The 24005-nt window shown below is 64.5% G+C and carries 20 protein-coding genes and 1 pseudogene; 11 read left to right on the plus strand and 10 right to left on the minus strand.

The window, feature by feature from the left end:
* The first annotated feature begins 2 nt into the window (after positions 1-2).
* On the plus strand, positions 3-1349 hold the full coding sequence (gene hmgA / locus E2I15_RS32275) for a homogentisate 1,2-dioxygenase (RefSeq protein WP_137483755.1): 1347 nt from the start codon (positions 3-5) through the stop codon (positions 1347-1349).
* Between the two features lie 109 nt (positions 1350-1458).
* Positions 1459-2730: a fumarylacetoacetase gene (gene fahA, locus E2I15_RS32280; protein WP_137483756.1), complete on the plus strand. Its 1272-nt coding sequence runs from the start codon at positions 1459-1461 to the stop codon at positions 2728-2730.
* 121 nt (positions 2731-2851) lie between these two features.
* On the opposite strand, the gene E2I15_RS32290 is transcribed toward fahA, so the two are convergent.
* Together E2I15_RS32290 and E2I15_RS32295 are read right to left on the minus strand one after the other, a co-directional pair.
* The gene (locus E2I15_RS32290) at positions 2852-3163 is read right to left on the minus strand and encodes a DUF1272 domain-containing protein (protein WP_028335203.1); all 312 of its coding nucleotides are present in this window, start codon (positions 3161-3163) and stop codon (positions 2852-2854) included.
* A gap of 81 nt (positions 3164-3244) precedes the next feature.
* A complete protein-coding gene (locus E2I15_RS32295) occupies positions 3245-3721 on the minus strand; it encodes an Lrp/AsnC family transcriptional regulator (protein WP_155262685.1) in 477 nt (158 codons plus the stop codon).
* 123 nt (positions 3722-3844) lie between these two features.
* Here E2I15_RS32295 and hppD point away from each other — a divergent pair, with 123 nt between their 5' ends.
* Positions 3845-4963 carry a 4-hydroxyphenylpyruvate dioxygenase gene (hppD, locus tag E2I15_RS32300; protein WP_137483758.1) on the plus strand — a complete coding sequence of 373 codons (1119 nt, stop codon included), beginning with the start codon at positions 3845-3847 and terminating at the stop codon, positions 4961-4963.
* Between the two features lie 110 nt (positions 4964-5073).
* On the opposite strand, the gene E2I15_RS32310 is transcribed toward hppD, so the two are convergent.
* The 5 genes from E2I15_RS32310 to E2I15_RS32330 all read right to left on the minus strand — a co-directional run bounded on the left by E2I15_RS32310 (position 5074) and on the right by E2I15_RS32330 (position 10704).
* On the minus strand, positions 5074-6180 hold the full coding sequence (locus E2I15_RS32310) for a CaiB/BaiF CoA transferase family protein (protein WP_137483759.1): 1107 nt from the start codon (positions 6178-6180) through the stop codon (positions 5074-5076).
* A gap of 325 nt (positions 6181-6505) precedes the next feature.
* Positions 6506-7306, minus strand: coding sequence for an FAD binding domain-containing protein (locus E2I15_RS32315; protein WP_137483760.1), 801 nt, complete (start codon positions 7304-7306; stop codon positions 6506-6508).
* A gap of 13 nt (positions 7307-7319) precedes the next feature.
* Positions 7320-9659, minus strand: coding sequence for a xanthine dehydrogenase family protein molybdopterin-binding subunit (locus E2I15_RS32320; protein WP_137483761.1), 2340 nt, complete (start codon positions 9657-9659; stop codon positions 7320-7322).
* Between the two features lie 90 nt (positions 9660-9749).
* Complete coding sequence (locus E2I15_RS32325) at positions 9750-10235, minus strand: (2Fe-2S)-binding protein (protein WP_024583646.1); 486 nt, start codon at positions 10233-10235, stop codon at positions 9750-9752.
* 268 nt (positions 10236-10503) lie between these two features.
* A complete protein-coding gene (locus E2I15_RS32330) occupies positions 10504-10704 on the minus strand; it encodes a hypothetical protein (RefSeq protein WP_245288893.1) in 201 nt (66 codons plus the stop codon).
* On the opposite strand from E2I15_RS32330, the gene E2I15_RS32335 reads away from it, so the two are divergent.
* The 4 genes from E2I15_RS32335 (at position 10688) to E2I15_RS32350 (ending at position 15162) form a co-directional block, all read left to right on the plus strand.
* The gene (locus E2I15_RS32335) at positions 10688-12355 is read left to right on the plus strand and encodes a PQQ-dependent dehydrogenase, methanol/ethanol family (RefSeq protein WP_170991826.1); all 1668 of its coding nucleotides are present in this window, start codon (positions 10688-10690) and stop codon (positions 12353-12355) included. The two genes, E2I15_RS32330 and E2I15_RS32335, sit on opposite strands and share 17 nt — an antisense overlap.
* Positions 12356-12382: 27 nt before the next feature.
* Positions 12383-13585 carry a c-type cytochrome gene (locus E2I15_RS32340; protein ID WP_338134495.1) on the plus strand — a complete coding sequence of 401 codons (1203 nt, stop codon included), beginning with the start codon at positions 12383-12385 and terminating at the stop codon, positions 13583-13585.
* A 36-nt stretch (positions 13586-13621) separates the two neighbouring features.
* A complete protein-coding gene (locus E2I15_RS32345; RefSeq protein WP_016843264.1) occupies positions 13622-14302 on the plus strand; it encodes a response regulator in 681 nt (226 codons plus the stop codon).
* A gap of 119 nt (positions 14303-14421) precedes the next feature.
* Complete coding sequence (locus tag E2I15_RS32350) at positions 14422-15162, plus strand: LuxR C-terminal-related transcriptional regulator (protein WP_069278684.1); 741 nt, start codon at positions 14422-14424, stop codon at positions 15160-15162.
* Between the two features lie 103 nt (positions 15163-15265).
* On the opposite strand, the gene E2I15_RS32355 is transcribed toward E2I15_RS32350, so the two are convergent.
* Together E2I15_RS32355 and E2I15_RS32360 are read right to left on the minus strand one after the other, a co-directional pair.
* Positions 15266-16639 carry an ATP-binding response regulator gene (locus E2I15_RS32355; protein ID WP_137482566.1) on the minus strand — a complete coding sequence of 458 codons (1374 nt, stop codon included), beginning with the start codon at positions 16637-16639 and terminating at the stop codon, positions 15266-15268.
* Positions 16636-17808: an FIST N-terminal domain-containing protein gene (locus tag E2I15_RS32360; protein WP_137482565.1), complete on the minus strand. Its 1173-nt coding sequence runs from the start codon at positions 17806-17808 to the stop codon at positions 16636-16638. Before E2I15_RS32360 ends, E2I15_RS32355 begins: the two co-directional genes overlap by 4 nt.
* Before the next feature lie 463 nt (positions 17809-18271).
* Here E2I15_RS32360 and E2I15_RS32365 point away from each other — a divergent pair, with 463 nt between their 5' ends.
* Positions 18272-20305 (plus strand): methyl-accepting chemotaxis protein, encoded by a 2034-nt coding sequence (locus E2I15_RS32365; protein ID WP_137482564.1) that lies wholly within the window; start codon positions 18272-18274, stop codon positions 20303-20305.
* 252 nt (positions 20306-20557) lie between these two features.
* On the opposite strand, the gene E2I15_RS32370 is transcribed toward E2I15_RS32365, so the two are convergent.
* Positions 20558-20926 carry a DUF3175 domain-containing protein gene (locus tag E2I15_RS32370; protein ID WP_137482563.1) on the minus strand — a complete coding sequence of 123 codons (369 nt, stop codon included), beginning with the start codon at positions 20924-20926 and terminating at the stop codon, positions 20558-20560.
* A 184-nt stretch (positions 20927-21110) separates the two neighbouring features.
* Here E2I15_RS32370 and E2I15_RS32375 point away from each other — a divergent pair, with 184 nt between their 5' ends.
* The 3 genes and pseudogenes from E2I15_RS32375 to E2I15_RS32385 form a co-directional block, all read left to right on the plus strand.
* The gene (locus E2I15_RS32375) at positions 21111-22601 is read left to right on the plus strand and encodes an MFS transporter (protein WP_246668328.1); all 1491 of its coding nucleotides are present in this window, start codon (positions 21111-21113) and stop codon (positions 22599-22601) included.
* 3 nt (positions 22602-22604) lie between these two features.
* Positions 22605-23438 carry a trehalose-phosphatase gene (otsB, locus tag E2I15_RS32380; protein ID WP_422109882.1) on the plus strand — a complete coding sequence of 278 codons (834 nt, stop codon included), beginning with the start codon at positions 22605-22607 and terminating at the stop codon, positions 23436-23438.
* 202 nt (positions 23439-23640) lie between these two features.
* A pseudogene (locus E2I15_RS32385) lies at positions 23641-24005 on the plus strand (trehalose-6-phosphate synthase); the annotation flags it as partial.

The raw sequence follows: 24005 nt of genomic DNA on the forward strand, positions 1-24005 counted from the left end.
CGATGAACATCAATACCTCGCCTGATCAGATCGTGCGCAGCTCAGGGCAAGTCGCCCCGGGCTACATGTCCGGCTTCGGCAACAGCTTCGAGACCGAGGCCTTGCCCGGCGCGCTGCCGATGGGGCGCAACTCGCCGCAGCGCTGCGCCTACGGGCTCTATGCCGAGCAATTGTCCGGCTCGCCGTTCACGGCGCCGCGCGGCACCAATGAGCGCTCCTGGCTGTACCGCATCCGCCCCTCGGTGCGGCACTCCGGCCGCTTCGCCAAGGCAGATAGCGGGCTGTGGCGCACCGCGCCGTGCCACGAATACGACATGCCGATCGCACAGCTGCGCTGGGACCCCGCGCCGATCCCGAAGCAGGACATGACCTTCCTGCAGGGCGTGCAGACCATGACCACGGCGGGTGATGCCAACACCCAGGCCGGCATGGCGGCACACGTCTATCTCATCACCAAATCGATGGTCGATCAGCATTTCTACAATGCCGATGGCGAGATGATGTTCGTGCTGCAGCAGGGCAATCTGCGCTTCGTCACCGAGTTCGGCCGCATCGACGCCGAGCCGGGCGAGATCGTCGTGATCCCGCGCGGCGTCAAATTCCGCGTCGAAATTCCCGGCGGCCCGGCGCGCGGCTATCTCTGCGAGAATTATGGTGGCGCTTTCACGCTGCCGGAGCGCGGCCCGATCGGCGCCAACTGCCTCGCCAATTCGCGCGACTTCCTGACGCCGGTGGCTGCTTACGAGGACCAGGACACGCCGACCGAGCTCTACGTCAAGTGGGGCGGCTCGCTGTTCAAGACCACGCTGCCGCACTCGCCGATCGACGTGGTCGCCTGGCACGGCAATTACGCGCCCTACAAATACGATTTGCGCACCTTCTCGCCGGTCGGCGCGATCGCCTTCGATCATCCCGATCCCTCGATCTTCACGGTGCTGACCTCGCCGTCGGAGACCGCGGGCACCGCGAATATCGACTTCGTGATCTTCCCGGAGCGCTGGATGGTGGCCGACAACACCTTCCGTCCGCCGTGGTATCACATGAACATCATGTCGGAGTTCATGGGTCTGATCTACGGCGTCTACGACGCCAAGCCGCAGGGCTTCGTGCCTGGCGGCATCAGCTTGCATAATTGCATGCTGCCGCACGGCCCCGACCGCGAAGCCTTCGAGCACGCCAGCAACAGCGAGCTGAAGCCGGTGAAGCTGACCGGCACGATGGCCTTCATGTTCGAGACCCGTTTCCCGCAGCGCGTGACGCAGCACGCCGCGACGTCATCGACGCTGCAGGATGGTTACTCGGACTGCTGGAAGGGACTCGAGAAGAAGTTCGACCCGACCAAGCCGTGAATTTGTGTCCCTCGTCATCGCCAGGCTTGACCCGGCGATCCATCGCACTTCGAAAGGATGGATGCCCGGGTCAAGCCCGGGCATGACGACTTTCTGATTGGAGGAATCAGTGCCCCATCCCAACGACCCAAAGCTCCGCTCCTTCATCGACGTCGCCCCGACCTCCGACTTCCCGATCCAGAACCTGCCTTATGGCGTGTTCTCGTCGAAGGATGGCCTTGCGCCGCGCGTCGGCGTGGCGATCGGCGACTACGTGTTCGACCTCTGGGAGCTCGAGCAGGACTCGCGGTTCGATGTCGGGCCGCTCGGCGTGTTCTCGCAGCCCTCGCTCAACGCCTTCATGGCGCTCGGGCCAAAGGTGTGGTCGGCGACGCGGGCACGGATCAGCGAGCTGTTGCGCTCCGATCATCCGGAGCTGCGCGACAACAGGGAATTGCGGGCGCGGGCGCTGGTGCCGATGGCTGACGTCAGGCTGCACATGCCGTTTGCGGTCTCGGGTTACACGGATTTCTATTCGTCGAAGGAGCACGCCACCAACGTCGGCGTCATGTTCCGCGGCAAGGACAATGCGCTGCAGCCGAATTGGCTGCATATGCCGATCGGCTATAACGGCCGCGCCTCGACTGTCGTCGTGTCGGGCACAAAGGTGCGGCGTCCGCGCGGCCAGCTGAAGCCGCCGACATCAGAGGTGCCGAGCTTCGGCCCGTGCAAGCGGCTCGACTTCGAGCTCGAGATGGGTGTGGTGGTCGGCCAGGCCTCGCCGATGGGCGAGATGCTGACCGAGAAGCAGGCCGAGGAGATGATCTTCGGCTTCGTGATCCTCAACGACTGGAGCGCGCGCGACATCCAGCAGTGGGAGTATGTGCCGCTCGGGCCGTTCCAGGCCAAGGCGTTCGCGACCTCGATCAGCCCGTGGGTGGTGACGCGCGAGGCGCTGGAGCCGTTCCGCATGCAGGGTCCGAAGCAAGAGCCGGAGCCGCTGGCGTACCTGAAGCAGACCCAGCCGAACAATTACGACATGCAGCTCGACGTCGCGCTGCGTGCCGGTGCGATGAACGAGGCGAAGACGATCTGCAGCACCAACTTCAAATACATGTACTGGTCGTCGGTGCAGCAGCTCGTGCACCACGCTTCAAGCGGCTGCGCGATGAATGTCGGCGATCTCCTAGGCAGCGGCACGATCTCCGGCCCCGAAGAACATCAGCGCGGCAGTCTCCTGGAAATCAGCTGGAACGGCACCGAGCCGGTCGAACTTGCCAGCGGCGTCACGCGGTCGTTCCTGGAAGACGGCGATTCGCTCGTCATGCGCGGCTGGTGCCGGGGCGACGGATATCGCGTCGGCTTCGGCGAGGTCGAAGGCACCATCGTCGCGGCGGAGTAGCTCGCGTTGTCATTCCGGAGCGATGCGTAGCATCGAGCCCGGAATCTCGAGATTCCCCGATGCGCAATTGCGCATCTGCGGTATGGTCCTTCGGCCCATCCCGGAATGACGGGTGGGCCAGCTACCGCTCCTCCGGCCTGACATCCCTGAGCCGCGCCGTATTCGCTGCGACGTCCTCGAGGCTGTATTTCAGATGCACCCGCTTGTCCGACGGCGGCTGGTTCACGGTGCAGACACCCGGCCGCCACGGCTTGGCGGGGCGGATCGGCCGCGGCGCAAAACCGCCGCCGCAGTTCGGGCAGACATTGCCGAGCCTGGTCTCCGCGCAGTCCGCACAGAACGTGCATTCATAGGAGCAGATCCGCGCGTCGGTTGCGCTGGGTGGCAGGTCCTTGTCGCAATATTCGCAGTTCGGTCGCAGCTGCAGCGCCATGGTTCGTCTCTCTCGCCGTTGTTGGAATGATCGCAAGCCAGGCCGCAAAAGCGAATGGCGGATTTCCCTCGATTTACGCCATCAGCTCTGCAACGCCTTCAGCGGCAGCTTCGTGCTCTCCTTCAGACGGTCGAGCACGATCGACGAGCGCACGTGGGCCACGCTCTGGTGCGGCATCAGCACGTTGTTGACGATGTCGGACAGGCTCTTGAGGTCGCGCAGCATCACCTTGAGCACATAGTCGGCATCCCCGGTCAGCGCGTAGGCCTCCTGGATATCGTCGACGCGGTCGACCAGCTCGCGAAACCGCTTGGCGTTGTCGGGCGAGTGGGTCGCAAGGGTGATGTGGATGAAGGCGATCAGGCCGAAGCCGAGCGCCTCGCCAGCGAGATCGGCGTGGTAGCCGGCGATGACCTTCTCCTCCTCCAGCCGCATCCGCCGCCGCGAGCATTGCGATGCCGACAGCCCGACGAGGTCGGCCAGCTGCTGATTGGTCAGCCGGCCGTCGTCCTGCAGCGCGGCAAGCATTTTCAGGTCGAAGGCATCGACGTCAGGCATGCGCGGAATGTCCATCTCATGCACGGATTGTGCGCGATGATAGCAAAAAGGAATCTATTTTGCACGCACGTTGCGCAGAAAGTGACGGAAACTGATCTGCAGACAAATCAGGGAGTTGCCGCCATGGGTCCGTTTCCGCACGATGCGCCGCCGGCCGAAATCAGCACCGAGAACCCGATGGGCACCGACGGCTTCGAATTCGTCGAATACGCCCATCCGAATCCCGGCGAGCTGCACGCCCTGTTCAAGCTTATGGGCTTTGTCGCGGTCGCCCGCCACCGCACCAAGGCCATCGCGGTCTATCGCCAGGGCGACATCAACTATCTCGTGAATGAGGAGCCGGGTAGTCACGGCTTCAACTTCGTCGCCGCGCACGGTCCCTGCGCGCCGTCGATGGCGTTCCGCGTCGTCGACGCGAAGCATGCCTATGAGCGTGCGATCGCGCTCGGTGCGGAGCCGGCGGATGTTTCGCCCGCGGCGAAGACGCTCGATGTGCCCGCGATCAAGGGCATCGGCGGCAGCCTGCTCTATTTCGTCGACCGCTACGGCGCCAAGGGTTCGGCCTATGATGCCGAGTTCGAATGGCTCGGCGCGGCCAACCCGCGTCCCGCGGGCTCGGGCCTGTATTACGTCGATCACCTCACCCATAACGTCCATCGCGGCCGGATGGATGTCTGGACCGGCTTCTATGCCAAGCTGTTCAACTTCCGCCAGATCCGCTTCTTCGACATCGAAGGCCGCGCCTCCGGCCTGTTCTCCCGGGCGCTGACCAGCCCGGACGGCAAGATCCGGATCCCGATCAACGAGGACGCCGGCGATTCCGGTCAGATCGAGGAATATCTCAACGTCTATCGCGGCGAGGGCATCCAGCACATCGCCTGCGGCGCGCGCGACATCCACGCGACGGTCGAGAGGTTGCGCGCCGATGGCCTGCCGTTCATGCCGTCGCCGCCCGACACCTATTTCGAGCGGATCGACGCCCGCCTGCCGAAGCATGGCGAGGACGTCGCGCGGCTCAAGACCAACGGCATCCTGATCGACGGCGAGGGCGTGGTCGACGGCGGTCAGACCAAGGTGCTGCTGCAGATCTTCTCGGCGAACGCGATCGGGCCGATCTTCTTCGAGTTCATCCAGCGCAAGGGCGACGACGGGTTCGGCGAAGGCAACTTCAAGGCGCTGTTCGAATCGATCGAGGAAGACCAGATCCGCCGCGGCGTGCTGAAGGTCGATCACGCGGCGTAGCTGCCGGCATTCCGGGATGGTCCGAAGGACCAGACGCAGGTGCGCAATTGCGCACCGGGGAATCTCGAGATTCCGGGTTCGCTCGTTTCACGAGCGCCCCGGAATGACGGTCATTTCTTCCACGCGCTGGTCACGTCGCCAATATTCGCGAGCTCCGGCTCGCGGATTGCCGACGGCGTACGCGAGAAGCGCGGCGCGGGGGCGGGCTGGGTGACGCCGTGGCGTTCGACGAACACCTGGCGCGCCGCCATATGCGGATGCTTGGGCGCTTCCTCCATGGTCAGGATCGGCGCGAAGCAGATGTCGGTGCCTTCCATGATCGCGCACCAGTCCGCGCGCGACTTGCTCTTGAACACCCGGGTCAGCTTCTCCTTCAGCGCCGGCCAGGCCTTGCGGTCCATCTGCGCGTCGAAATCGGCGTCGGTCAGGTCGGCATGCTTGCGCAGCAGCGCGTAGAACTGCGGCTCGATCGAGCCGATCGAGATGAAGTTGCCGCAGGAGCATTCGTAGACGCCGTAGAAATGCGCGCCGCCGTCCAGGAAATTCTGGTCGCGGCCGCCGCTCCAGCGGCCCTGCGCGGCCATGTCGTAGAACATCGACATCAGCGAGGCCGCGCCGTCGCACATCGCGGTATCGACCACCTGGCCCTTGCCGGACCTCTGCGCTTCCAGCAGCGCGGCGAGCACGCCGACCACGAGGTAGAGCGCGCCGCCGCCGAAATCGCCGACCAGGTTGAGCGGCGGCACCGGCTTCTCCTTGGTTCCGATCGCGGCGAGCGCGCCCGTGATCGAGATGTAGTTGATGTCATGGCCGGCGGCATTCGCCAGCGGGCCTTCCTGGCCCCAGCCGGTCATGCGGCCATAGACCAGTTTTGGATTGCGCGCGAGCACGACATCCGGGCCGAGGCCGAGGCGCTCCATCACGCCGGGACGAAAGCCCTCGATCAGCGCGTCGGCATGGCCGAGCAGGTCGAGCACTTCGGCAACCGCCGCCTTGTTCTTGAGATCGAGCTCGATGACCTTGCGGCCGCGGGTGGCAACCGCCTTCAAATTCTTGCCCGCGCCGATCCGGTCGAGGGTGACCACCTCGGCGCCCATGTCGGCGAGCAGCATGCAGGCGAACGGGCCGGGGCCGATGCCGGCGAATTCGACGATGCGGAAGCCGGCGAGCGGGCCCGAGGTGCGAGCGGCGGTCTGGGAGGCGGGTTTATCGAGCACGTTGTCATTCCGTTGGTTGCGGGGCGCGAGGCGGCTGAGATGTCACGGCTGGCTTGGTGCCGAACTTCATGCGTTCTCCCAAACGTCCGTGGGACGGTATTTTTAATTAGCTGATTAGCTAAATTGTCTCGCCTAATGCGGGATGTGGCAAGCGTCTTTTGTCCTGTGCCGCCGGTAAAAACGCAAACGGCGCGCATCGCTGCGCGCCGTCCTAGAGTTGTGTTTAGGCGCTAAAGCGCGATGAGAATCGTCATCACGCTTTAGCCCTTTGTTCGAGCATGATCTTTCCGGAAAACCGCTTCGCACTTTTCCGGATCATGCTTGATCAACCGGCCGCGGTCACCGCCCGCTGTCCCATCACCTTCACCAAATTGGCGCGGTAATCCGCCGAGCCGTGAATGTCGGCGAGCAGGCCGCTCGCCGGGATCGTGACGGCATCGAGCGCCGACGCCGCCCAGTTCGCCTTCAGCGCCTGCTCGATCGGCGCCACCCGCATGACGCCGCTCTGCGACGCACCGGTCGCGGCGACGCGGACGTCGCCCGACGTGGTCTTGGCGACGAACACGCCGGTCAGCGCGAAGCGCGAGGCCGGGTTCGGAAACTTCGCATAGCCCGCCCTGGCCGGAACGGGGAACGACACCGCGGTGATGATCTCGCCATCCTCGAGGGCCGTCGAGAACAGGCTCTTGAAGAAGTCCTCCGCCGCGATTGACCGCTTGTTGGTCTTGACCGTCGCGCCAAGCGCCAGCACCGCCGCCGGATAGTCCGCCGCCGGGTCGTTGTTGGCGAGTGAACCGCCGATCGTGCCGCGATAGCGCACGGCGGGATCGCCGATCTCCGACGCCAGATTGGCGAGCGCCGGGATCGCCTTCTGCACCGCGTCGCTTTGCGCCACGTCGTAATGCGGCGTAGCGGCCTTGATGGTGACAGTGTCGCCCGAAACCTCGATGCCGATCATCTCCTGCACCTTGGAGAGGTCGATCACGTCGGAAGGCGCGGCAAGACGCTGCTTCATCACCGGAAGCAGGGTTTGTCCGCCGGCGAGGAATTTTGATTCCGCGCCTTTGGCGAAGGTTGCGGCGGCGTCGGCGACCGAGGAAGCGCGATGATAATTGGTCTCGTACATGGCTCTTCCTCCCTCAACCGTGAATCGCGTGCCAGACGCGATCGGGCGTCGCCGGCATTTCCAGCTTGTTGTTGCCGATGGCGTCCGTGATCGCGTTGATCACGGCAGCAGAGGCGCCGATCGCGCCGGCTTCGCCGCAGCCCTTGACGCCGAGCGGGTTGCCCGGACACAGCGTCGTGGTGTGGGAGAGCTGGAACGAGGGCAGGTCGTCGGCGCGCGGCATGGTGTAATCCATGAAGGACGCGGTCACGAGCTGACCGGTGTCGTCATAGATCGCGCCTTCAAGCAGTGCCTGGCCGATGCCCTGCGCAAGACCGCCATGGACCTGGCCCTCAACGATCATCGGGTTGATCAGCCGCCCGAAATCGTCGGCTGCCACGAAGTTGACGAAGGAGGTCTTGCCGGTGCCGGGATCGACCTCGAGCTCGCAGATATAGGCGCCGGCCGGGAAGGTGAAGTTGGTCGGATCGTAGAACGCCGTCTCCTTCAAGCCGGGCTCCATGCCATCGGGCAGGTTATGCGCGGTGTAGGCGGCGAGCGCGACCATCGGCAGCGCGATCGACTTGTCGGTGCCGGTGACCTTGAACTCGCCGTTCTCTATTACGATGTCGCTCTCGGATGCCTCGAGCGCATGCGCGGCGATCTTCTTGGCCTTGGCCTCGACCTTCTCCATCGCCTTCACGATCGCCGTACCGCCGACCGCGAGCGAGCGCGAGCCGTAGGTGCCCATGCCGAACTGCACCTTGTCGGTGTCGCCATGGACGATCGAGACCTGGCTGATCGGCACGCCGAGCCGCTCTGCGATGATCTGGCAGAACGTCGTTTCGTGGCCCTGGCCGTGGCTGTGCGAACCGGTGAGCACCTCGATGGTGCCGACCGGGTTGACGCGGATCTCAGCCGACTCCCACAGGCCGACGCCGGCGCCGAGACTGCCAACCGCCTTCGACGGCGCGATGCCGCAGGCCTCGATGTAGCAGGAGATGCCGATGCCGCGCAGCTTGCCGTCGGCTTTCGCCTTGGCCTTGCGGGCCGGGAAGCCGGCATAGTCGATCGCCTTCATCGCGGCATCGATCGAGGCGTGGAAGTCGCCGATGTCGTAGGCCATGATCACAGGCGTCTGATACGGGAACTGGGTGATGAAGTTCTTCTTGCGCAGCTCGGTCGGATCGACCTTCAACTGCCGCGCCGCCGTCTCCATCATGCGCTCGATCAGGTAGCTCGCCTCGGGACGGCCGGCGCCGCGATAGGCGTCGACCGGCGTGGTGTTGGTGTAGACGCCGATCACCTCGGCATAGATCGCCGGGATCACGTACTGGCCCGACAGCAGCGTCGCGTAGAGATAGGTCGGCACCGCCGAGGAGAACAACGACATATAGGCGCCGAAATTGGCGTGGGTCTTCACCCGCAGGCCAAGGATCTTGTTGTCCTTGTCGAACGCCATCTCCGCCTTCGAGACATGGTCGCGGCCATGCGCATCGGTGAGGAAGGCTTCCGAGCGATCGCCGGTCCACTTCACCGGCCGACCCACCTTCTTCGAGGCCCACAGCGCCACCATCTCTTCGGGATAGATGTAGATCTTGGAGCCGAAGCCGCCGCCGACGTCGGGCGCGATCACGCGCAGCTTGTGCTCGGGGGCGATGTTATAGAACGCCGACAGCACGAGGCGGGCGACGTGCGGGTTCTGCGACGTCGTGTAGAGCGTGTAGTGCTCTTCGGCCTGGTCGTAATGCGCGACCGCCGCACGCGGCTCCATCGCGTTCGGCACCAGGCGGTTATTGGTGAGGTCGAGCGTCACCACATTGGCGGCCTTGCTGAAGGCATCCTTGACCGCGGCTTCGTCGCCGAGATGCCAGTCATACACGATGTTGCCAAGGGCTTCGGGATGAAGCTGCGGCGCGCCGGGCTTGATCGCGGCCTTGATGTCGGCCGCTGCGGGAAGCTCTTCGTAATCGACGACGACGGCTTCGGCGGCGTCTCTGGCCTGGTTCTTGGTCTCGGCGATCACGACCGCGACCGCCTGTCCGACAAAGCGCACGGTCTCCGGCGCCATCGCCGGCCACGCGCCCATTTTCATCGGTGAGCCGTCCTTCGAGGTGATGGCCCAGCCGCAAATCAAATTGCCGACCTTGTCGTCGACGATCTGCTGTCCCGTCAGCACCGCGATCACGCCGGGCATCTTCATGGCCTCGGCTGAATCGATGCCCTTGACCCTGGCATGGGCATGCGGGCTGCGGATGAAGTGGGCGTAGCTCATGCCGACCATTTTGACGTCGTCGACGTAACGTCCTTGTCCGGTGATGAACCGGCGATCTTCCTTGCGCACGACACGTGCGCCAATTCCTTCAACACCCATTGTCTAGTCCTCCCGACCGGAGATTCGATTTGCCGCCGTTTCCATCGAGACCGGCGGTGGTGAGCTTGATCGTGTGTGCTGCGCGAACTGCTATTCGGCGGCCTGCGCAACCTTCATGCGGCCGGCAGCGTCGAGCACCGCCTTGACGATGTTGTGGTAGCCGGTGCAGCGGCAGATGTTGCCTTCGAGCTCGTGACGAACCGTTTCCTCGTCGAGCTTGCCGCCATGGCGGTGCACGATGTCGACCGCGGACATGATCATGCCGGGGGTGCAATAGCCGCATTGCAGGCCGTGATTGTCGCGGAACGCCGCCTGCATCGGATGCAGTTCGTCGCCCTTGGCGAGGCCTTCGATCGTGGTGACGTTGGAGCCCGCGGCCTGGCCGGCCAGCATGGTGCAGGATTTGACTGCCCGTCCATCGACATGGACGACGCAGGCGCCGCACTGGCTGGTATCGCAGCCGACATGGGTGCCGGTGAGGTTAAGGTTTTCGCGCAACAGGTGCACGAGGAGGGTTCGGTCCTCAACGTCGACCGAGACCGCCTTGCCGTTTACCGTCAGTTTGACTGTAGACACGCGTTTCTCCCAATAGCTTCGTTATGGGCCCAGTAGACCACGCTTCATGTGGGTCGTAACCGCGATCAAAGTCGTAGTCGCGGCCCTGTCATGAAGGCGCCGGGCAGTGCCTCTGATCCTAGCAGGCAGCCGTTGAATGGGCAATTTGCAAGCTGCTGGCGGCGCACTTCGGCGCGACGAAAATGCCCGGCGGCACAAGCGGTTTTCGGCAATCCGCTGGAGCCTGCGGTGCGCAAAAATCGTCGCCGCGATCGCTACTACCTTCCGCCTATAACGACGCAAAGGCGTTGCTGTCATTTTCATCGCCGACGCAGCGGCAGAAGATCGCTGGTTCATGAAATTCGGTAGCGATCCGCGCGCGCGATGCATCCATCGCGGCAACAAAACCATATTGGAGGAAGCCAATGAAGCTGAGGAGCGGGATTTTCTTTGCCGGCGTGTCGCTGGTCGCCATGGTGCTGGCAGGCATTGGTGCGTCGAAAGCGAATGATTCCGTCGTGAAGGCGGCATCAGATCCGAATGGATGGGCGATCGCCGGTCACGACTACGGCAATACGCGCTTCAGCCCGTTGAAGCAGATCAACTCCGAGAACGCCGGCAAGCTGCAGCTGGTCTATTCGCTCTCGCTGGCTTCGCTGCGCTCCAACGAGTCGTCGCCGGTGGTGATCGGCAAGACGCTGTATGTGTCGACTTCGTGGGGGCCGAAATACGTCTATGCGATCGATGCCGCGACCGGCGCCCGGAAATGGACCTGGCAGCCCGATATTCCGGATGACGTGCTTCAATACGCCTGCTGCGACGTCAATAATCGCGGCGTGTCCTATGCCGACGGCAAGATCTTCGTCGGCCGGCTCGACGGCAAGCTGACCGCGCTCGACGCCGAAACCGGCAAGGAGCTCTGGACCTCGACGGTCGTCGACTACAAGCAGGGTTCCGTCATCACCTCGCCGCCGCTCGTCGTCCGCGACAAGGTCATCACCGGCTTCGGCGGCGGCGAATATGGCGTCCGCGGCGCGTTGCAGGCGTTCTCGCTCAAGGATGGCAAGCTGCTCTGGCAGAGCTACACGGTTCCGGCACCCGGCGAGCCCGGCAGCGACACCTGGAAGGGCGACACCGGGCTGCATGGCGGCGGCGCCGCCTGGCTGGTCGGCTCCTACGACGCCAAGTCCGACACGGTCTACTGGGGTACCAGCAATCCAGGGCCGTGGAATACCGCGGTGCGCTCCACCGGCGACGGCAATTTCGGCAAGCTGACCAACCTCTACACGGCCTCGACGCTGGCGATCGATCCCAACACCGGCAAGATCAAGTGGCACATCCAGGGCACGCCGGCCGACGCCTGGGACTATGACGGCGTCAACGAGCTGCTGCTCGCCGACCTCAAGATCAAGGGCACCGAGACGCCCGTGCTGATGAAGGCGGACCGCAACGGCTTCTTCTTCGTGGCCAACCGCGAGACCGGCAAGGTGATCTCCGCGGAGAAATACGTCTTCGCCAACTGGGCCAAGAAGTGGGACATCAACACGATGCGGGCGGAAGAGGATCCGGACAAGCGTCCGGGCCCGGGCCATCCCGCCAAGGACATCTGCCCGAACCTGATCGGCGGCAAGAACTGGCAGCCGATGTCGTTCAATCCGCAGACGGGCCTCGTCTACATCCCGAGCAACAATGTCTGCATGGACTGGTCGGTCTCTGACGTGAACTACAAGCGCGGCGTGTTCTATCTCGGCGCCGAATTCCCGACCAAGCCGGGCCCCGGCGGTTTCCTTGGCGAACTCGTGGCCTGGGATCCGATCGCCAACAAGAAGGTGTGGAGCATCAAGGAAGACCTGCCCTTCAACGGCGGCACGCTGACGACCGGCGGCAATCTGGTGTTCTCCGGCAATCTGCACGGCGACTTCCGCGCCATCGATGCGAAGAACGGCAAGGTGCTGTGGAGCAAGAACCTCGGCAGCGGCATCGGTGCAGGTCCCGTGACCTATTCGGTCGACGGCAAGCAGTATGTCGCGATCGTGGTCGGGCGCACCGCGGCGCTGCCGGCCTTCCTCGGTGACATCGGCAAGAAGATGGTCGCCGCGGCGCCCGAAGGCGGCTCGCTGTTCGTGTTCGCCCTGCAGTAAACGATCGTCCAGGAGGCAGCATTGTCCGTGTCTTGCATCGCCCGAAACGAACTGCGCACCCCCTCGCGCAACACGCGGTTGGAACATGCAATCCGGACCGTGCTGCTCTCCGCCCTGCTTCTGGTGCCGGCCCTGGCGGCCGGCGCCGACGAGACAAAACCGCCGCTGCGGCTCTGCGCCGACCCCACCAACCTGCCGTTCTCGAGCGACGACCCGGGCAAGCCCGGCCTCTATCTCGAGATCGGCCAGGCGGTGGCGCAAAAGCTCGGCCGGATGGTGAGCACCAATTGGTACAAGTCCTATTTCGGCAAGCGCACCGTGCGGGAGACGCTGCTCAGCAAGCAGTGCGACGCCATGGTCGGCCTGCCTTTGATCGACGATTTCATGGGCCCGGCGGTGATCTTCTCGAAGCCGATCGCCCATGAAGGCTATGCACTGGTCGGTGGCAAGGACCGCAAGCTTGCCGGCATCGACGACCTCAGGGGATTGCGGGTTGCGGTGCAGTATCAATCGACGCCGCAGAACCTGCTCGCGCTGCGTGACGACATCCGAAAGGTGACCGTGCTCAGCCCGGAGGAGGGCATGGCGGCGCTCGCGCAGGGCAAGGTCGACATCGCCTTCATCTGGGCGCCGGTGGCGGGCTGGCTCAACAAGACCAGCTACGGCGACAAATATCAGATCGTGCCGACCGAGGGCGACGGCCTGCTCTGGGCGACCGCGATCGGTTTCGCCAAGGCGTCCGGTGCGCTGCGCGATGAAGTCGACGGTGTGCTGCCGTCACTGCAGCCGGAGATTTCCGCCCTGTTTGCCAAATATGGCGTGCCGAACGGCGCACCGGTGAAATTCGGCGAGGCCGACCGGGCGACGACGTCGTCCGTCGGTGCCAGCGAGCCCGTCACGGTCGGGCAGGCGGCCGCGGCCGAGAAACCGGTTCAGACCGCCGCGACTGCAGGCGATGCCAAAGGGGATGCCACCGCCGGGCGGGAGGTTTTCAATGGAACCTGCGCGCATTGCCACGGCCCGGACGCGGTGCAGGCCGAGCGAAAGATCGATCTCAGGCTGCTCAAGAAGCGCTATGCTGACGACATGGAATCGACTTTCTGGAAGACGGTCCATGACGGGCGGCCGGCCAAGGGCATGCCGGCCTGGAAGGACGTCTTCAGCGACGACGAGCTCAGAAACGTATATGCCTATCTGCAGAGCGTGCAGGATACCGGCGGGTCGAACTAGCCGCGGCCGTCGACGAACATCAGTGCGAGGGTCCTCATGATGGGGTTCCTGATCATCGACGATCACCCCCTGTTCGGGGAGGCGCTTGGCAATGCCATTCGCATCTCGCATCCCGATGCCCGGATCTATGAGGCGACCTCGATCAAGGGCGCGCTTGGCATCCTCGCCAGCGAGCCGAATATCGACCTCGCGCTGCTCGACCTGCTGCTGCCCGACGTGGTCGGCTTCTCCGGCTTCCAGAAGATCAGGGATCGCTATCCGCGGCTGCCGATCGCGATCGTCTCGAGCGAAGAAGACAAGCACACCATCCGCGAGGCGCTCGAGATGGGCGCGGTCGGCTATCTGCCGAAGTCGACCTCGCTCGGCGAGCTTTCGCAGGCGATCGCGCGGGTGCTGAGCGGGTCGGTCTCGGCGCCGCGGGATTTCGTCGCGGTCGGCGCGCTGGAACAGTCCGAGACGGCGCGGACGCTGCGCGAACGCATTCAGAAGCTGACGCCGCAGCAAATTCGCGTACTTCATCTGATCATCCGCGGCCTGCAGAACCGCGAGATCGCCGCCGAGCTCAAGCTCGCGGAATCCACCGTGAAGGCACATGTGACCGAGATCCTGCGCAAGCTGAAGCTGTTCAGCCGCAACAAGGCGATCATCGAGCTCGGCAAGATTCCGCTTCCGGTCCCGGAGGCCTGTTCGGGCGCAAAGGCGGAGAAGGCGCCCTAGCCGTGCTGCACTGCGAGGCGGGCGCATTGGAAATCCTGCCTATAGGCTGCCACCCGGCTTTGAGATAACGTCGTGCGCACAATGGCTGTCATGAGCATCCGAGGGAGGACGGCGCAGCATTGACCACGACCGCGCCCTTGGCGGACGAGCCGCCGCCCGGCAAGGCGGGTGCGCCTCGACTGCTGATCGTCGAGGATCACCCGCTGTTCCGTGCCGCCCTGATCGGCGTGATCGGGGCCGAGTTTCCCGACGCCGAGGTACTGCAGGCGACGTCGATCGACGGTGCGCTGGACGTGATCGCCGCGCGCGACGGCCTCGATTTGATCCTGCTCGATCTGTCGATGCCCGGGACCACGGGCCTGCTCGGCGCCTACCGGGTGCGTGCCGCCGCGCCGCGCAGCGCGCTCGTGATCGTGTCGGCGCATGACGATCCCCGGATCGTCGGCGGCGCGATCTCGCTCGGCATTTCCGGCTACATCCCGAAGTCGACGCCGAAGCTCGAGCTGGCGCGGCTGTTGCGCGGCATCCTCGAAGGCGCGGTGTGCCTGCCGACGCGCTTCCGCGATACCGCCACCGCGCGGAAGGCCCAGGCCGAGACGCGCGAGCTGGTGCAGCAGCTCGGCCAGTTCACCGCGCAGCAGCTTCGCGTGCTCGACATGATCTGCCGCGGCCTGCAGAACAAGCACATCGCCTATGAGCTCGATATCTCGGTCACCACCGTGAAGGTGCATGTCTCGGAGATCCTGCGCAAGCTCGGCGTGCGCAGCCGAACCGAGGCCATCATCGCGCTGTCGAAGCTCGACTTCGGCAAGCATGACCACGCGCCGGTGACGGCCTCGCCGTCGTCGCATGGCGACTAGAGCCTTTTTCCGTTCCGATGGAATCGGAACGGCGGCTCCAGGTTCTTGTCTGACGCGTTTTCTTCACGCGAACCGGTATCCACTTCGCTCGAAAACGCTTTGATCATAACCGCGCGCCCGACTGCTCCGCCGCCAGCAGGAACGACAGCAGCGAGCGCATCTCGGCGGGCTTGATCGGCTTCTTCAACAGCTCATGGCCGAAGGCCGATACGTCGGAGGCGGCCTTGGCCGAGTAGTCGGCGGTCACGATGATCGCCGGCACCTTGGCGTTGATCGCACCGCGGATGACATCGACGGCCTGAATGCCGGTCTCGCCATTGTCGAGATGCAGATCGGCGATGATGGCGTCGGGAATGCCGTCCAGCGCGTGGATGCGCTCGAGCGCCTCGGTCTTGGAGATCGTCACCGCGACGTCGCAGCCCCATTTCTCCAGCAGATGGGCGAGCCCCTCGGCGCTCGAGAGGTCGTTCTCGATCAGCAGGATCTTGGCGCCCTCCATGCCGCCATAGCGATAGTCGACGCTGGCCTGTTCGCGCACCGGGATCGCAACCGGATCCTGGGTGCGGGGCACCGTGACCGAGAACACCGAGCCCTTGCCGGCGCGCGAGCTCAGCCTGATGTCATGGCCGAGCAGGTCGGCAAACCGGCGCACGATCGAAAGACCAAGCCCGATGCCGGCCTTGTCGCCGGCGCTGGTCTCGCCGCGCTGAAACTCGACGAAGATGGCCTCGCGCTGCGCTTCCGGAATGCCCGGCCCGGTGTCGTGCACCTCGATGCAGATGTCATCGCCCCTGGCCCGGCATCCCATCAGCACGCTGCCGCGCTGGGTGTAGCGCAGCGCATTGGCGACGAGGTTTTGCAGGATCCGCCGCAGCATCAGCGGATCGGAACGGACCACCGCGGACGACGGCATGATCCGGAAGCCGAGATTGCGCTTGGCGGCGGTCGCGACAAATTCCTGCTCCAGCGGCTCGAACAGCGAGGCGATCGCGACCGGTCCGAATTCCGGCCTGAGCACGCCCGCATCGAGCTTGGAGATGTCGAGCAGCGTCCGCAGCATGTCCTCGAGCGTCGCCAGCGAACGGTCGATCTGATCGGTCAGCGCGACGTTCTTGGATTCGGTTGCCATCTCGGTCAGCGCGGACAGCGTCAGCCGCGCCGCATTCAGCGGCTGCAACAGATCGTGCGTGACCGAGACCAGCACGGATGATTTCAGCGAGCTCGCCGCCTCGGCCTGCTGCTTGGCCTGCAGCAGGCGACCATTGGTTTTCTCCAGCGATTGCAGGGCCTGCTTGAGCTGCTGGGTGCGGTCGCGCACCTGCTGGTCCAGCGCAATGGCTGTTTCAAACAGAGAAAAGGCGTTGAGCTGCTGATCGGTCGAGCGTTCGACGCGCGACATCAGCGCCGCGTTGATCTTGCGCAGCTTCTCGGCCTCGCGTTCGAGCGCCGCAATTCGCGTGGTCCTGGTATCCGTCATTGCGGCGCGAGTGCCCGCTTGCCGATGGCGATGCCGGTCAGCGTCTGGTTGACATGCATGGAGCGATACTGCTCGCCATAGGTCTGAAAGCCAATCACTTTGTTGCGGCGGTAGAGCTCGGACATCTCCCGCGACAGCTGGCGCTGCTCGACGTCGAGCCGGCGTAGCACGCATTCGAAACCGATGAACATCGAGACCTCGCCGAGATCCTCGGTCAGCTCCTTGAGCAGGCGGCTCGTCACGTCGATCGGGTCGCGCTCGCGCGCCACCGTCAGCACCATGCCCTCGTCGATGGCGCAGAAGAATTGCAGCGATCCGTCCGGGTTGGTGCGCTGGATCGATCGCGCGTAATAGGCGCCGCCGACGCGAACCAGCACGGGGTGCGCGGCGAACGAGAACAATTCGAGCTTGCTGTCGCTGAGGCCGACGGCGCGGGAATATTCCAGCGCGGCCGGCTCGGCATTCAATTCCTTGACGATGCGGTGCTCGATGTCGGCCTCGGTCACTACCATCTTGGTCGAGGTCGGTTCGAAGTGGTCGCACTTGAACAGGCGGAACGGCAGCCGGGTCCGGATCAGAATCAGGACGGCGGCATCGGTAAAGGCCTCGCCGCCATGGAAGACCCAGGATTTCTCGAAGCGCAGGCCGTCGCCGGCGGAGCCGCCGACCACCGGGATATCGCCGAGCGATGCATAGATCGCCGACATGATGGTCTCCTCACGCTGGCACATGCCGTCGATGAAGAGCAGCCCGAAGGAATCGTGGGTGTGATCGCAATGCTCGGTGCGTTGCGCGAATTCGTTCTGCAATTCGGTGCACATCGAGCGGCCGTGGTCGACCCGGAATGTCGTAAGGTCGAACAGCGGACGGGCCGCGATGACGAAATCGGCCGCGTTGAAGCCCATCGCGACGACGCTGTCCTCGTCCCAACCGCTCGGCGACAATTCGCCGGCCGTGGTGCAGCCGAAGATCGGAACGTCGGGCATCCGGCTGGACAGTTCGGCAATGAATGTCTGCGGCTCATAGAACGGCGACACGAACACCACGAGCATCGCGAGATCGGCCGCCGCCAATTGGCGCGCGATCTCGTCGGCTGCCTCCCGCGGCCCGTCGGTCTTTGCCTGTACCACGACTATGCTGTCGGCGGCGCTACCGTTCTGCTTCGCCAAAGGCGCTCTCCCTGACCAGAATTTTTTGATTTTCTTGGCGCGGCCGGTTGAGCCCGCGCGGGTCGTGAGGGCATCCGGGCCATGCCGCGATGGCTCGCGTCCCGGCTCGCCCGTGTCCTTCAGGTCGCGAGGGGAAATGCCATTGGCCGGGCGACTGCGCCGGCAACTACGCTCGCCGCGAGCGCCGATGGCGCCGGTCGACGCGATGACATGGGACACCTCCCGATGTGTTCTCCTGGCCCGGGCAGGGCCAAGTTTGATCGGTTCTAAACTATCGGGCCGGACCCGCGCGTCAATCACCTTACCCACCCTGCTAGCCCGACCAAGGTAGTATCGCGCCGGACCGGGCGGCCGCTGCCCATTTACCGGGCCTTATCGATTCTGCCTTAGTTTTGCGCTCCGGGGTCTGGGGCGGGTTGCTGCCGGACCTCGCGTGGTTTTCAGAATGAAGACGGGGGTTGGAATGCCGGGGCTGAAGCGATCGTTGTCGATCAGGATCCCAACCCTCAGATTTCGCGCCAAGATCATGCTCGGCTTTGCCGTCACGCTGGCGCTGTCGGCAGCCACCATGGGCTTTGCCTATATGGGCTTCGAGCGGGTCTCCGCCGGCGTCGGCTCCTATCGCCAGAGCGTCGCGGAAGCCGATCTGGCCCGCAACATCGATCGCGAATTGATCTCCTACCGTTCGCTGGCGCGCTACTTCGTCGCGACCGGCAAGGAGGACGACGCCAAGGCCGCGCTCGCCGCCGAGGGCAGCCTGAAGGACGCTATCATGGCGTCGATGAAGGGCACCACCAATCCGGCCCGGCTCGAGCAGATCACCAAGCTGGAGCGCGAATTCCGCGCCTTCACCAAGATCTTCGCCGAGATCGTCCGCATCAAGGACGACAGCGCACAGACCGCGCAGAACAAGCTGACCCGCAGCGCGACCTCGATGCGCTACAAGCTCGACGATCTGCCGAGCAATGCCGATGATTCCGAGCTGCAGTCGATCCAGTTCGGCGCCAAGAAGGTGGCCGACCAGCTCCAGTCGATCACCGGGGCCGTCAATACCTTCGTCGTCAACGGTGACAAGACGGTTGCCTCCAGCGCGCTCGCCCGGCTGAAATTCGCCGACAATCTGGTGAAGGCGATTACCTCGAAAAACGAGCGGATCACCCAGAGCGTGAAGGACATCACGGCGCTGCTCGAAGAATACCGCGAGGCGCTCGCCAAGCTGATCGCGAATGCGAAGTCGATCGACGAACTGACCGTCGAGATGACGGAGTCCGCGGCCGCCATCAGCCAGGGCGCGGCGGCGATGAAGTCCGATCTGCTCGCCGACCAGAAGCGGCTTGAAAACGAATCGCACACCATGATCGGCGAGACCGAGCAGCTGATCCTGATGCTGGCCGCCGGCAGCTTCGTGCTCGGACTGGTCTGGGCGTTCCTGCTGGGCAAGGGCATCTCGCGACCGATCGCGGCGATGTGTGCGGCAATGCGCGAGCTTGCGGCGGGCAATTTCGACGTCGTGCTGCCGGGCCTCGGCCGCCGCGACGAACTCGGCGAGATGGCCGGCGCCGTGGAGGAGTTCAAGGTCCAGGCGATCGCCAAGGCCGAACGCGATGCCGCGACCCAGGAAGCGCAGAACAAGGCGAGTGCGACCGCGCGGCGCAACGAGCTGATTCGTTTCGCCGACGAATTCGAATCCGCCGTCGGCTCGATCGTCTCCAACGTGTCGGCCTCCGCCGTGCAGCTCGAATCGGCGGCCGGTACGCTGACCCGGACGGCCGAGACCACGCAGAACCTGTCGAGCCAAGTCGCCGGCGCCTCCGAGGAAGCCTCCAGCAACATGCAGTCGGTCGCTTCCGCGACCGAGGAACTGTCGGCTTCCGTCGACGAGATCGGCCGTCGTGCCAAGGAGTCGAGCCAGATTGCCGATTCCGCCGTGCGTCAGGCCGAGCAGACTGATGCCCGGATCGGCAAGCTCTCGCGCGCCGCGCAGGAGATCGGTGACGTCGTCAAGCTGATCACCGCGATCGCCGAGCAGACCAATCTGCTGGCGCTGAACGCCACCATCGAGGCCGCGCGCGCCGGCGACGCCGGCCGCGGCTTCGCGGTGGTTGCCGCCGAGGTGAAGTCGCTGGCGAGCCAGACCGCCAGGGCCACCGACGAGATCTCCACCCATATCTCGGGCATGCAGGCGGCGACGCAGGAATCGGTCGCCGCGATCAAGGAGATCGGCGGCACCATCGGGCAGATCTCCGGGATCGCGACCAACATCGCAAGCTCGGTCGAGCAGCAGAGCGCGGCAACGCAGGAGATCGCGCGCAGCGTGCAGAACGTCGCGCAGGGCACACAAGAAGCGGCGTCCAGCGTCACCCAGGTGAATCGCGGCGCCACCGAGACCGGGGCTGCCTCCGAAGAGGTACTGAACTCGGCCCGCTCGCTGTCGGTCGAGAGCTCGCGGCTGCGCGAAGAGCTCGACCGTTTCATGGCGAATATCCGCGCGGCCTAAGCGCGCGCTGGTCCGTCAATTGCTCAATTGCTAATCTATCAATTATCGTCGTCCCGGCGAAGGCCGGCCATAACCACCGCTGGTCATTGGTGTAAGCACAACTCGCTGCGTGCCCTTTTCGTGGGCCGCGGCGTATGGATCCTGGCTTTCTAGGCCGTGCAAAAACCACGCTTCGCCAGGACGAAAGAATTGATGACGACAGAATTGAGCGCCTGCGCCGGGACGACGGCGTTGGTCGCCAGGACGACAGCGTCAATCCCGCCCGAACTGGTGCTTCAACTCGACCTTGGCGCGCTCCAGCCGTGAGCGCTCGGTCTTCGGCAGCGTCTTGCCGGCGCGGTTGATGTAGAAAGTCAGCATCGACAGCGCGGAACGGTAGGCGCCGCTCTTGCGGCGCGCGCTGTGCTCGGCGGATCTCTTCAGCGATGATGCGATCTTCTTCGCGCTGGTCTGCTTGAACACGCCGTGCTTGAGGTCGAGCGCGTCGCTTTCCCTTGTCACCCGCTGCGACCAGCGCTTCGCCGTCGTCTTGCTTGCGCCACGCCTGCGACGCGTCGTGCTCGTGGACCGTGCCGGTGATTTCCTTGCCGTCTTGCGCGTTGCTTTCTTGTGTGCGGCCATCGATGCCTCCGTGTCTTTTGAGCCGAGAACAGCTCGCCGCGATCGTGGTTCCTATGCCGCATTGCGGGAACCCTTGCCGGCCTGCGGCGTTGACGTCGCGTGGCGGGCACTCCGTTTGCCGCAATTCCGGGTGAGCGAGCCTTGGAACAGATCGTTCCGGGGTTTTTCTCATTGGTCGATTCTGATGACACTGCAGCCGACACAATTGAGCTCCGCGACGACGCAACAGGCCGTGGCTCCGGTTACGCCGGACGATGACCGCATCATCGAGACCTCGATCCCGGTCCGGCTCGACAATCTCAGCTGGAGCCGCTTTCACACCCGCGTCGTGCTGGCGCTCGGCATCACCTGGATCCTCGACGGGCTGGAAGTGACGCTCGCGGGTGCATTGTCGGGCGCGCTGAAGGACAGTCCGGCGATGAGCTTCTCCAACGCCGATGTCGGTCTTGCCAGCAGCGCCTATCTCGCCGGCGCCGTGCTCGGCGCGCTGGGCTTCGGCTGGCTTACCGACCGGATCGGGCGCAAGAAGCTGTTCTTCATCACGCTCGCGCTCTATCTGTCGGCGACCGCCGCGACCGCGCTGTCGTGGAATGTCGCGAGCTACGCGCTGTTTCGCTTTCTCACCGGTGCCGGCATCGGCGGCGAATACACCGCGATCAACTCGACCATCCAGGAACTGGTGCCGGCGCGCTATCGCGGCTGGACCGATCTCGTCATCAACGGCAGCTTCTGGATCGGTGCGGCGATCGGCGCGCTGAGCGCCATCATCCTGCTCGACCCCGCGTTCCTTGCACCCGATCACGGCTGGCGGATCGCCTATTTCACCGGCGCGGTGCTCGGCCTCGTCGTGCTGCTGATGCGGATGTGGATTCCGGAGAGCCCGCGCTGGCTGATGATTCACGGGCGTCCCGAGGAGGCCCACAAGATCGTGGCCGACATCGAGACCTCCGTGCTTGGCCACGAGCAGGCGAGCGCAGACTTTGAGAAGATCAGGCTTCGGATGCGCGATCACACGCCGCTGCGCGAGGTCGCGGTGACGCTGTTCTCCACCTACCGGCAGCGCTCGCTGGTCGGGCTCACGCTGATGGCCGCGCAGGCGTTCTTCTACAACGCGATCTTCTTCACCTTCGCATTGATCCTGACCGATTTCTTCGGCGTCGCCGCCAGCAATGTCGGCTGGTACATCCTCCCCTTCGCCGCCGGCAACTTCCTCGGGCCGCTGCTGCTCGGCCGCCTGTTCGATACGCTCGGCCGCCGCACCATGATCGCGCTGACCTATGGCGTCTCGGGGGTGCTGCTGGCGCTGTCCGGCTATCTGTTCTCGATCGGCGTGCTCAGCGCGCAGACCCAGACCATCGCCTGGATGGTGATCTTCTTCTTCGCCTCGCCCGCCGCGAGCGCCGCCTATCTCACCGTCAGCGAGACGTTTCCGCTGGAGGTCCGCGCGCTCGCGATCGCCGCCTTCTATGCGATCGGCACCGGCATCGGCGGCGTGATCGGGCCGGCGTTGTTCGGCGTGCTGATCGACACCGGATCGCGCAACAGCGTCTTCGCCGGCTACCTCTTGGGGTCGGCACTCATGATGGTCGCCGCAGTGGTCGCATGGCGCTATGCCGTCGCGGCCGAGCGGAAATCGCTCGAATCTGTCGCGCGGCCACTGGCATTTGTGGAGTAGACTATGACGAAGCATGAATTGGCCGAAATGCCCCTGGATGATGACATCGCCCCTGACGCCAAGACGGACAGCGTGCCGAGGCCGGCGTCGCTGATTCCGCCGCTCCGCCAGGCCGCGGTGCTGCTTGACATCGACGGCACCCTGCTCGATTTCGCACCGACGCCGCGCGAGGTCTGGGTGCCGCCGGAACTGTCGACTACGCTGAGAGAGCTGCATGAGCGCACCCACGGCGCGCTGGCGCTGGTCAGCGGCCGCTCCCTCAACGACATCGACCTGATCTTCGCGCCGGAAGTGTTTCCTGCGATCGGCGGCCACGGCGCCGAGATGCGGCTGCAGCCGGACAGCGAGGCGGTCGCCGCACATGCGCCGCCGCTCGACAAGGAATTGAAGCGCCGTCTTGCGGCGATCGCAAAGCTCAGCCCCGGCATTCTGCTCGAGGACAAGGGCTATTCGCTGGCGCTGCACTATCGGCTGGCGCCGCAGGCGGAGAAGGCGATCTATGAAGCGGTGTCGCTGATCCGCGCCGAGCTGCCGAATGCGCCGATCGAGGTGCTGCCGGGCAAGAGCGTCTGCGAGATCAAGCATTCCGGCTTCACCAAGGCGACCGGCGTGCTCGAGTTGATGACGCATGAGCCGTTCAGGGGACGGCGTCCGTTCTTCATTGGCGACGACGTCACCGACGAGACCGTGTTCGCGATCATGCCTGATTTCGACGGTCTCGCGTTCTCCGTCGGCCGTCGCGCAACCGGCGTCGCCGGACATTTCGACGGACCGAGCGATGTGCGCGAATTCCTCGCGCAGCTGCTCGACGTTGATAGGGACGTCAGCCTGTCCTAACCGAAGCGCATTCATCGCAGCCGAATCGAATACGGTGCTTTTGCGTCGTGGCGTCAACCTCGCGCGCAATTTTCTTTTCGCGAGTTCCCGCGAGTTCCGTGCGTGTTCGCCAGAATTTGGTTTCAATTGGGAGATTCCTTGATCAGGAACCATCTTGATGAATGGTTGTTAATACGCGAGTTGACCAACAGGAGGGGACCTGGTGAACCTCGTCGTCGTATCGAACCGCGTCTCGCGCGGAAAACCCAATGAACCCATGACGGGGGGGCTGGCAGCGGCATTATTGCCGGTGGTGGAAAAGACAGGGGCAATATGGGTTGGTTCCAGTGGACGCGTCCGCGACGGGAACCTGAAGGAACCTTTCGCAGAGGTCGAAGCGCTCGGGGCGGGCGCATTGGCGATGCTCGATCTGCCGGCCGCGCACTATGGCGGCTATTACGAAGGCTTTGCCAATTCGGCGCTCTGGCCCGCGATGCATTCGCGCGCCGATCTGATTCGTGCGTCCCGCGAGGACTACGCGAGCTATCGCGAAGTCAACGCGTTCATGGCGCGCGCGTTGCTGCGCTT

The organism is Bradyrhizobium sp. BR2003, from assembly GCF_009720285.1.
Lineage (GTDB): Bacteria > Pseudomonadota > Alphaproteobacteria > Rhizobiales > Xanthobacteraceae > Bradyrhizobium > Bradyrhizobium elkanii.

Coding starts and splice junctions, on each gene's coding strand:
- hmgA (WP_137483755.1), top strand. CDS start 3: ATGAACATCAATACCTCGCCTGATCAGATCGTGCGCAGCTCAGGGCAA.
- E2I15_RS32290 (WP_028335203.1), bottom strand. CDS start 3,163: ATGGCGCTGCAGCTGCGACCGAACTGCGAATATTGCGACAAGGACCTG.
- E2I15_RS32295 (WP_155262685.1), bottom strand. CDS start 3,721: ATGCCTGACGTCGATGCCTTCGACCTGAAAATGCTTGCCGCGCTGCAG.
- hppD (WP_137483758.1), top strand. CDS start 3,845: ATGGGTCCGTTTCCGCACGATGCGCCGCCGGCCGAAATCAGCACCGAG.
- E2I15_RS32315 (WP_137483760.1), bottom strand. CDS start 7,306: ATGTACGAGACCAATTATCATCGCGCTTCCTCGGTCGCCGACGCCGCC.
- E2I15_RS32320 (WP_137483761.1), bottom strand. CDS start 9,659: ATGGGTGTTGAAGGAATTGGCGCACGTGTCGTGCGCAAGGAAGATCGC.
- E2I15_RS32335 (WP_170991826.1), top strand. CDS start 10,688: ATGGTGCTGGCAGGCATTGGTGCGTCGAAAGCGAATGATTCCGTCGTG.
- E2I15_RS32330 (WP_245288893.1), bottom strand. CDS start 10,704: ATGCCTGCCAGCACCATGGCGACCAGCGACACGCCGGCAAAGAAAATC.
- E2I15_RS32345 (WP_016843264.1), top strand. CDS start 13,622: ATGATGGGGTTCCTGATCATCGACGATCACCCCCTGTTCGGGGAGGCG.
- E2I15_RS32355 (WP_137482566.1), bottom strand. CDS start 16,639: ATGACGGATACCAGGACCACGCGAATTGCGGCGCTCGAACGCGAGGCC.
- E2I15_RS32365 (WP_137482564.1), top strand. CDS start 18,272: ATGCCGGGGCTGAAGCGATCGTTGTCGATCAGGATCCCAACCCTCAGA.
- E2I15_RS32370 (WP_137482563.1), bottom strand. CDS start 20,926: ATGGCCGCACACAAGAAAGCAACGCGCAAGACGGCAAGGAAATCACCG.
- E2I15_RS32375 (WP_246668328.1), top strand. CDS start 21,111: ATGACACTGCAGCCGACACAATTGAGCTCCGCGACGACGCAACAGGCC.
- otsB (WP_422109882.1), top strand. CDS start 22,605: ATGACGAAGCATGAATTGGCCGAAATGCCCCTGGATGATGACATCGCC.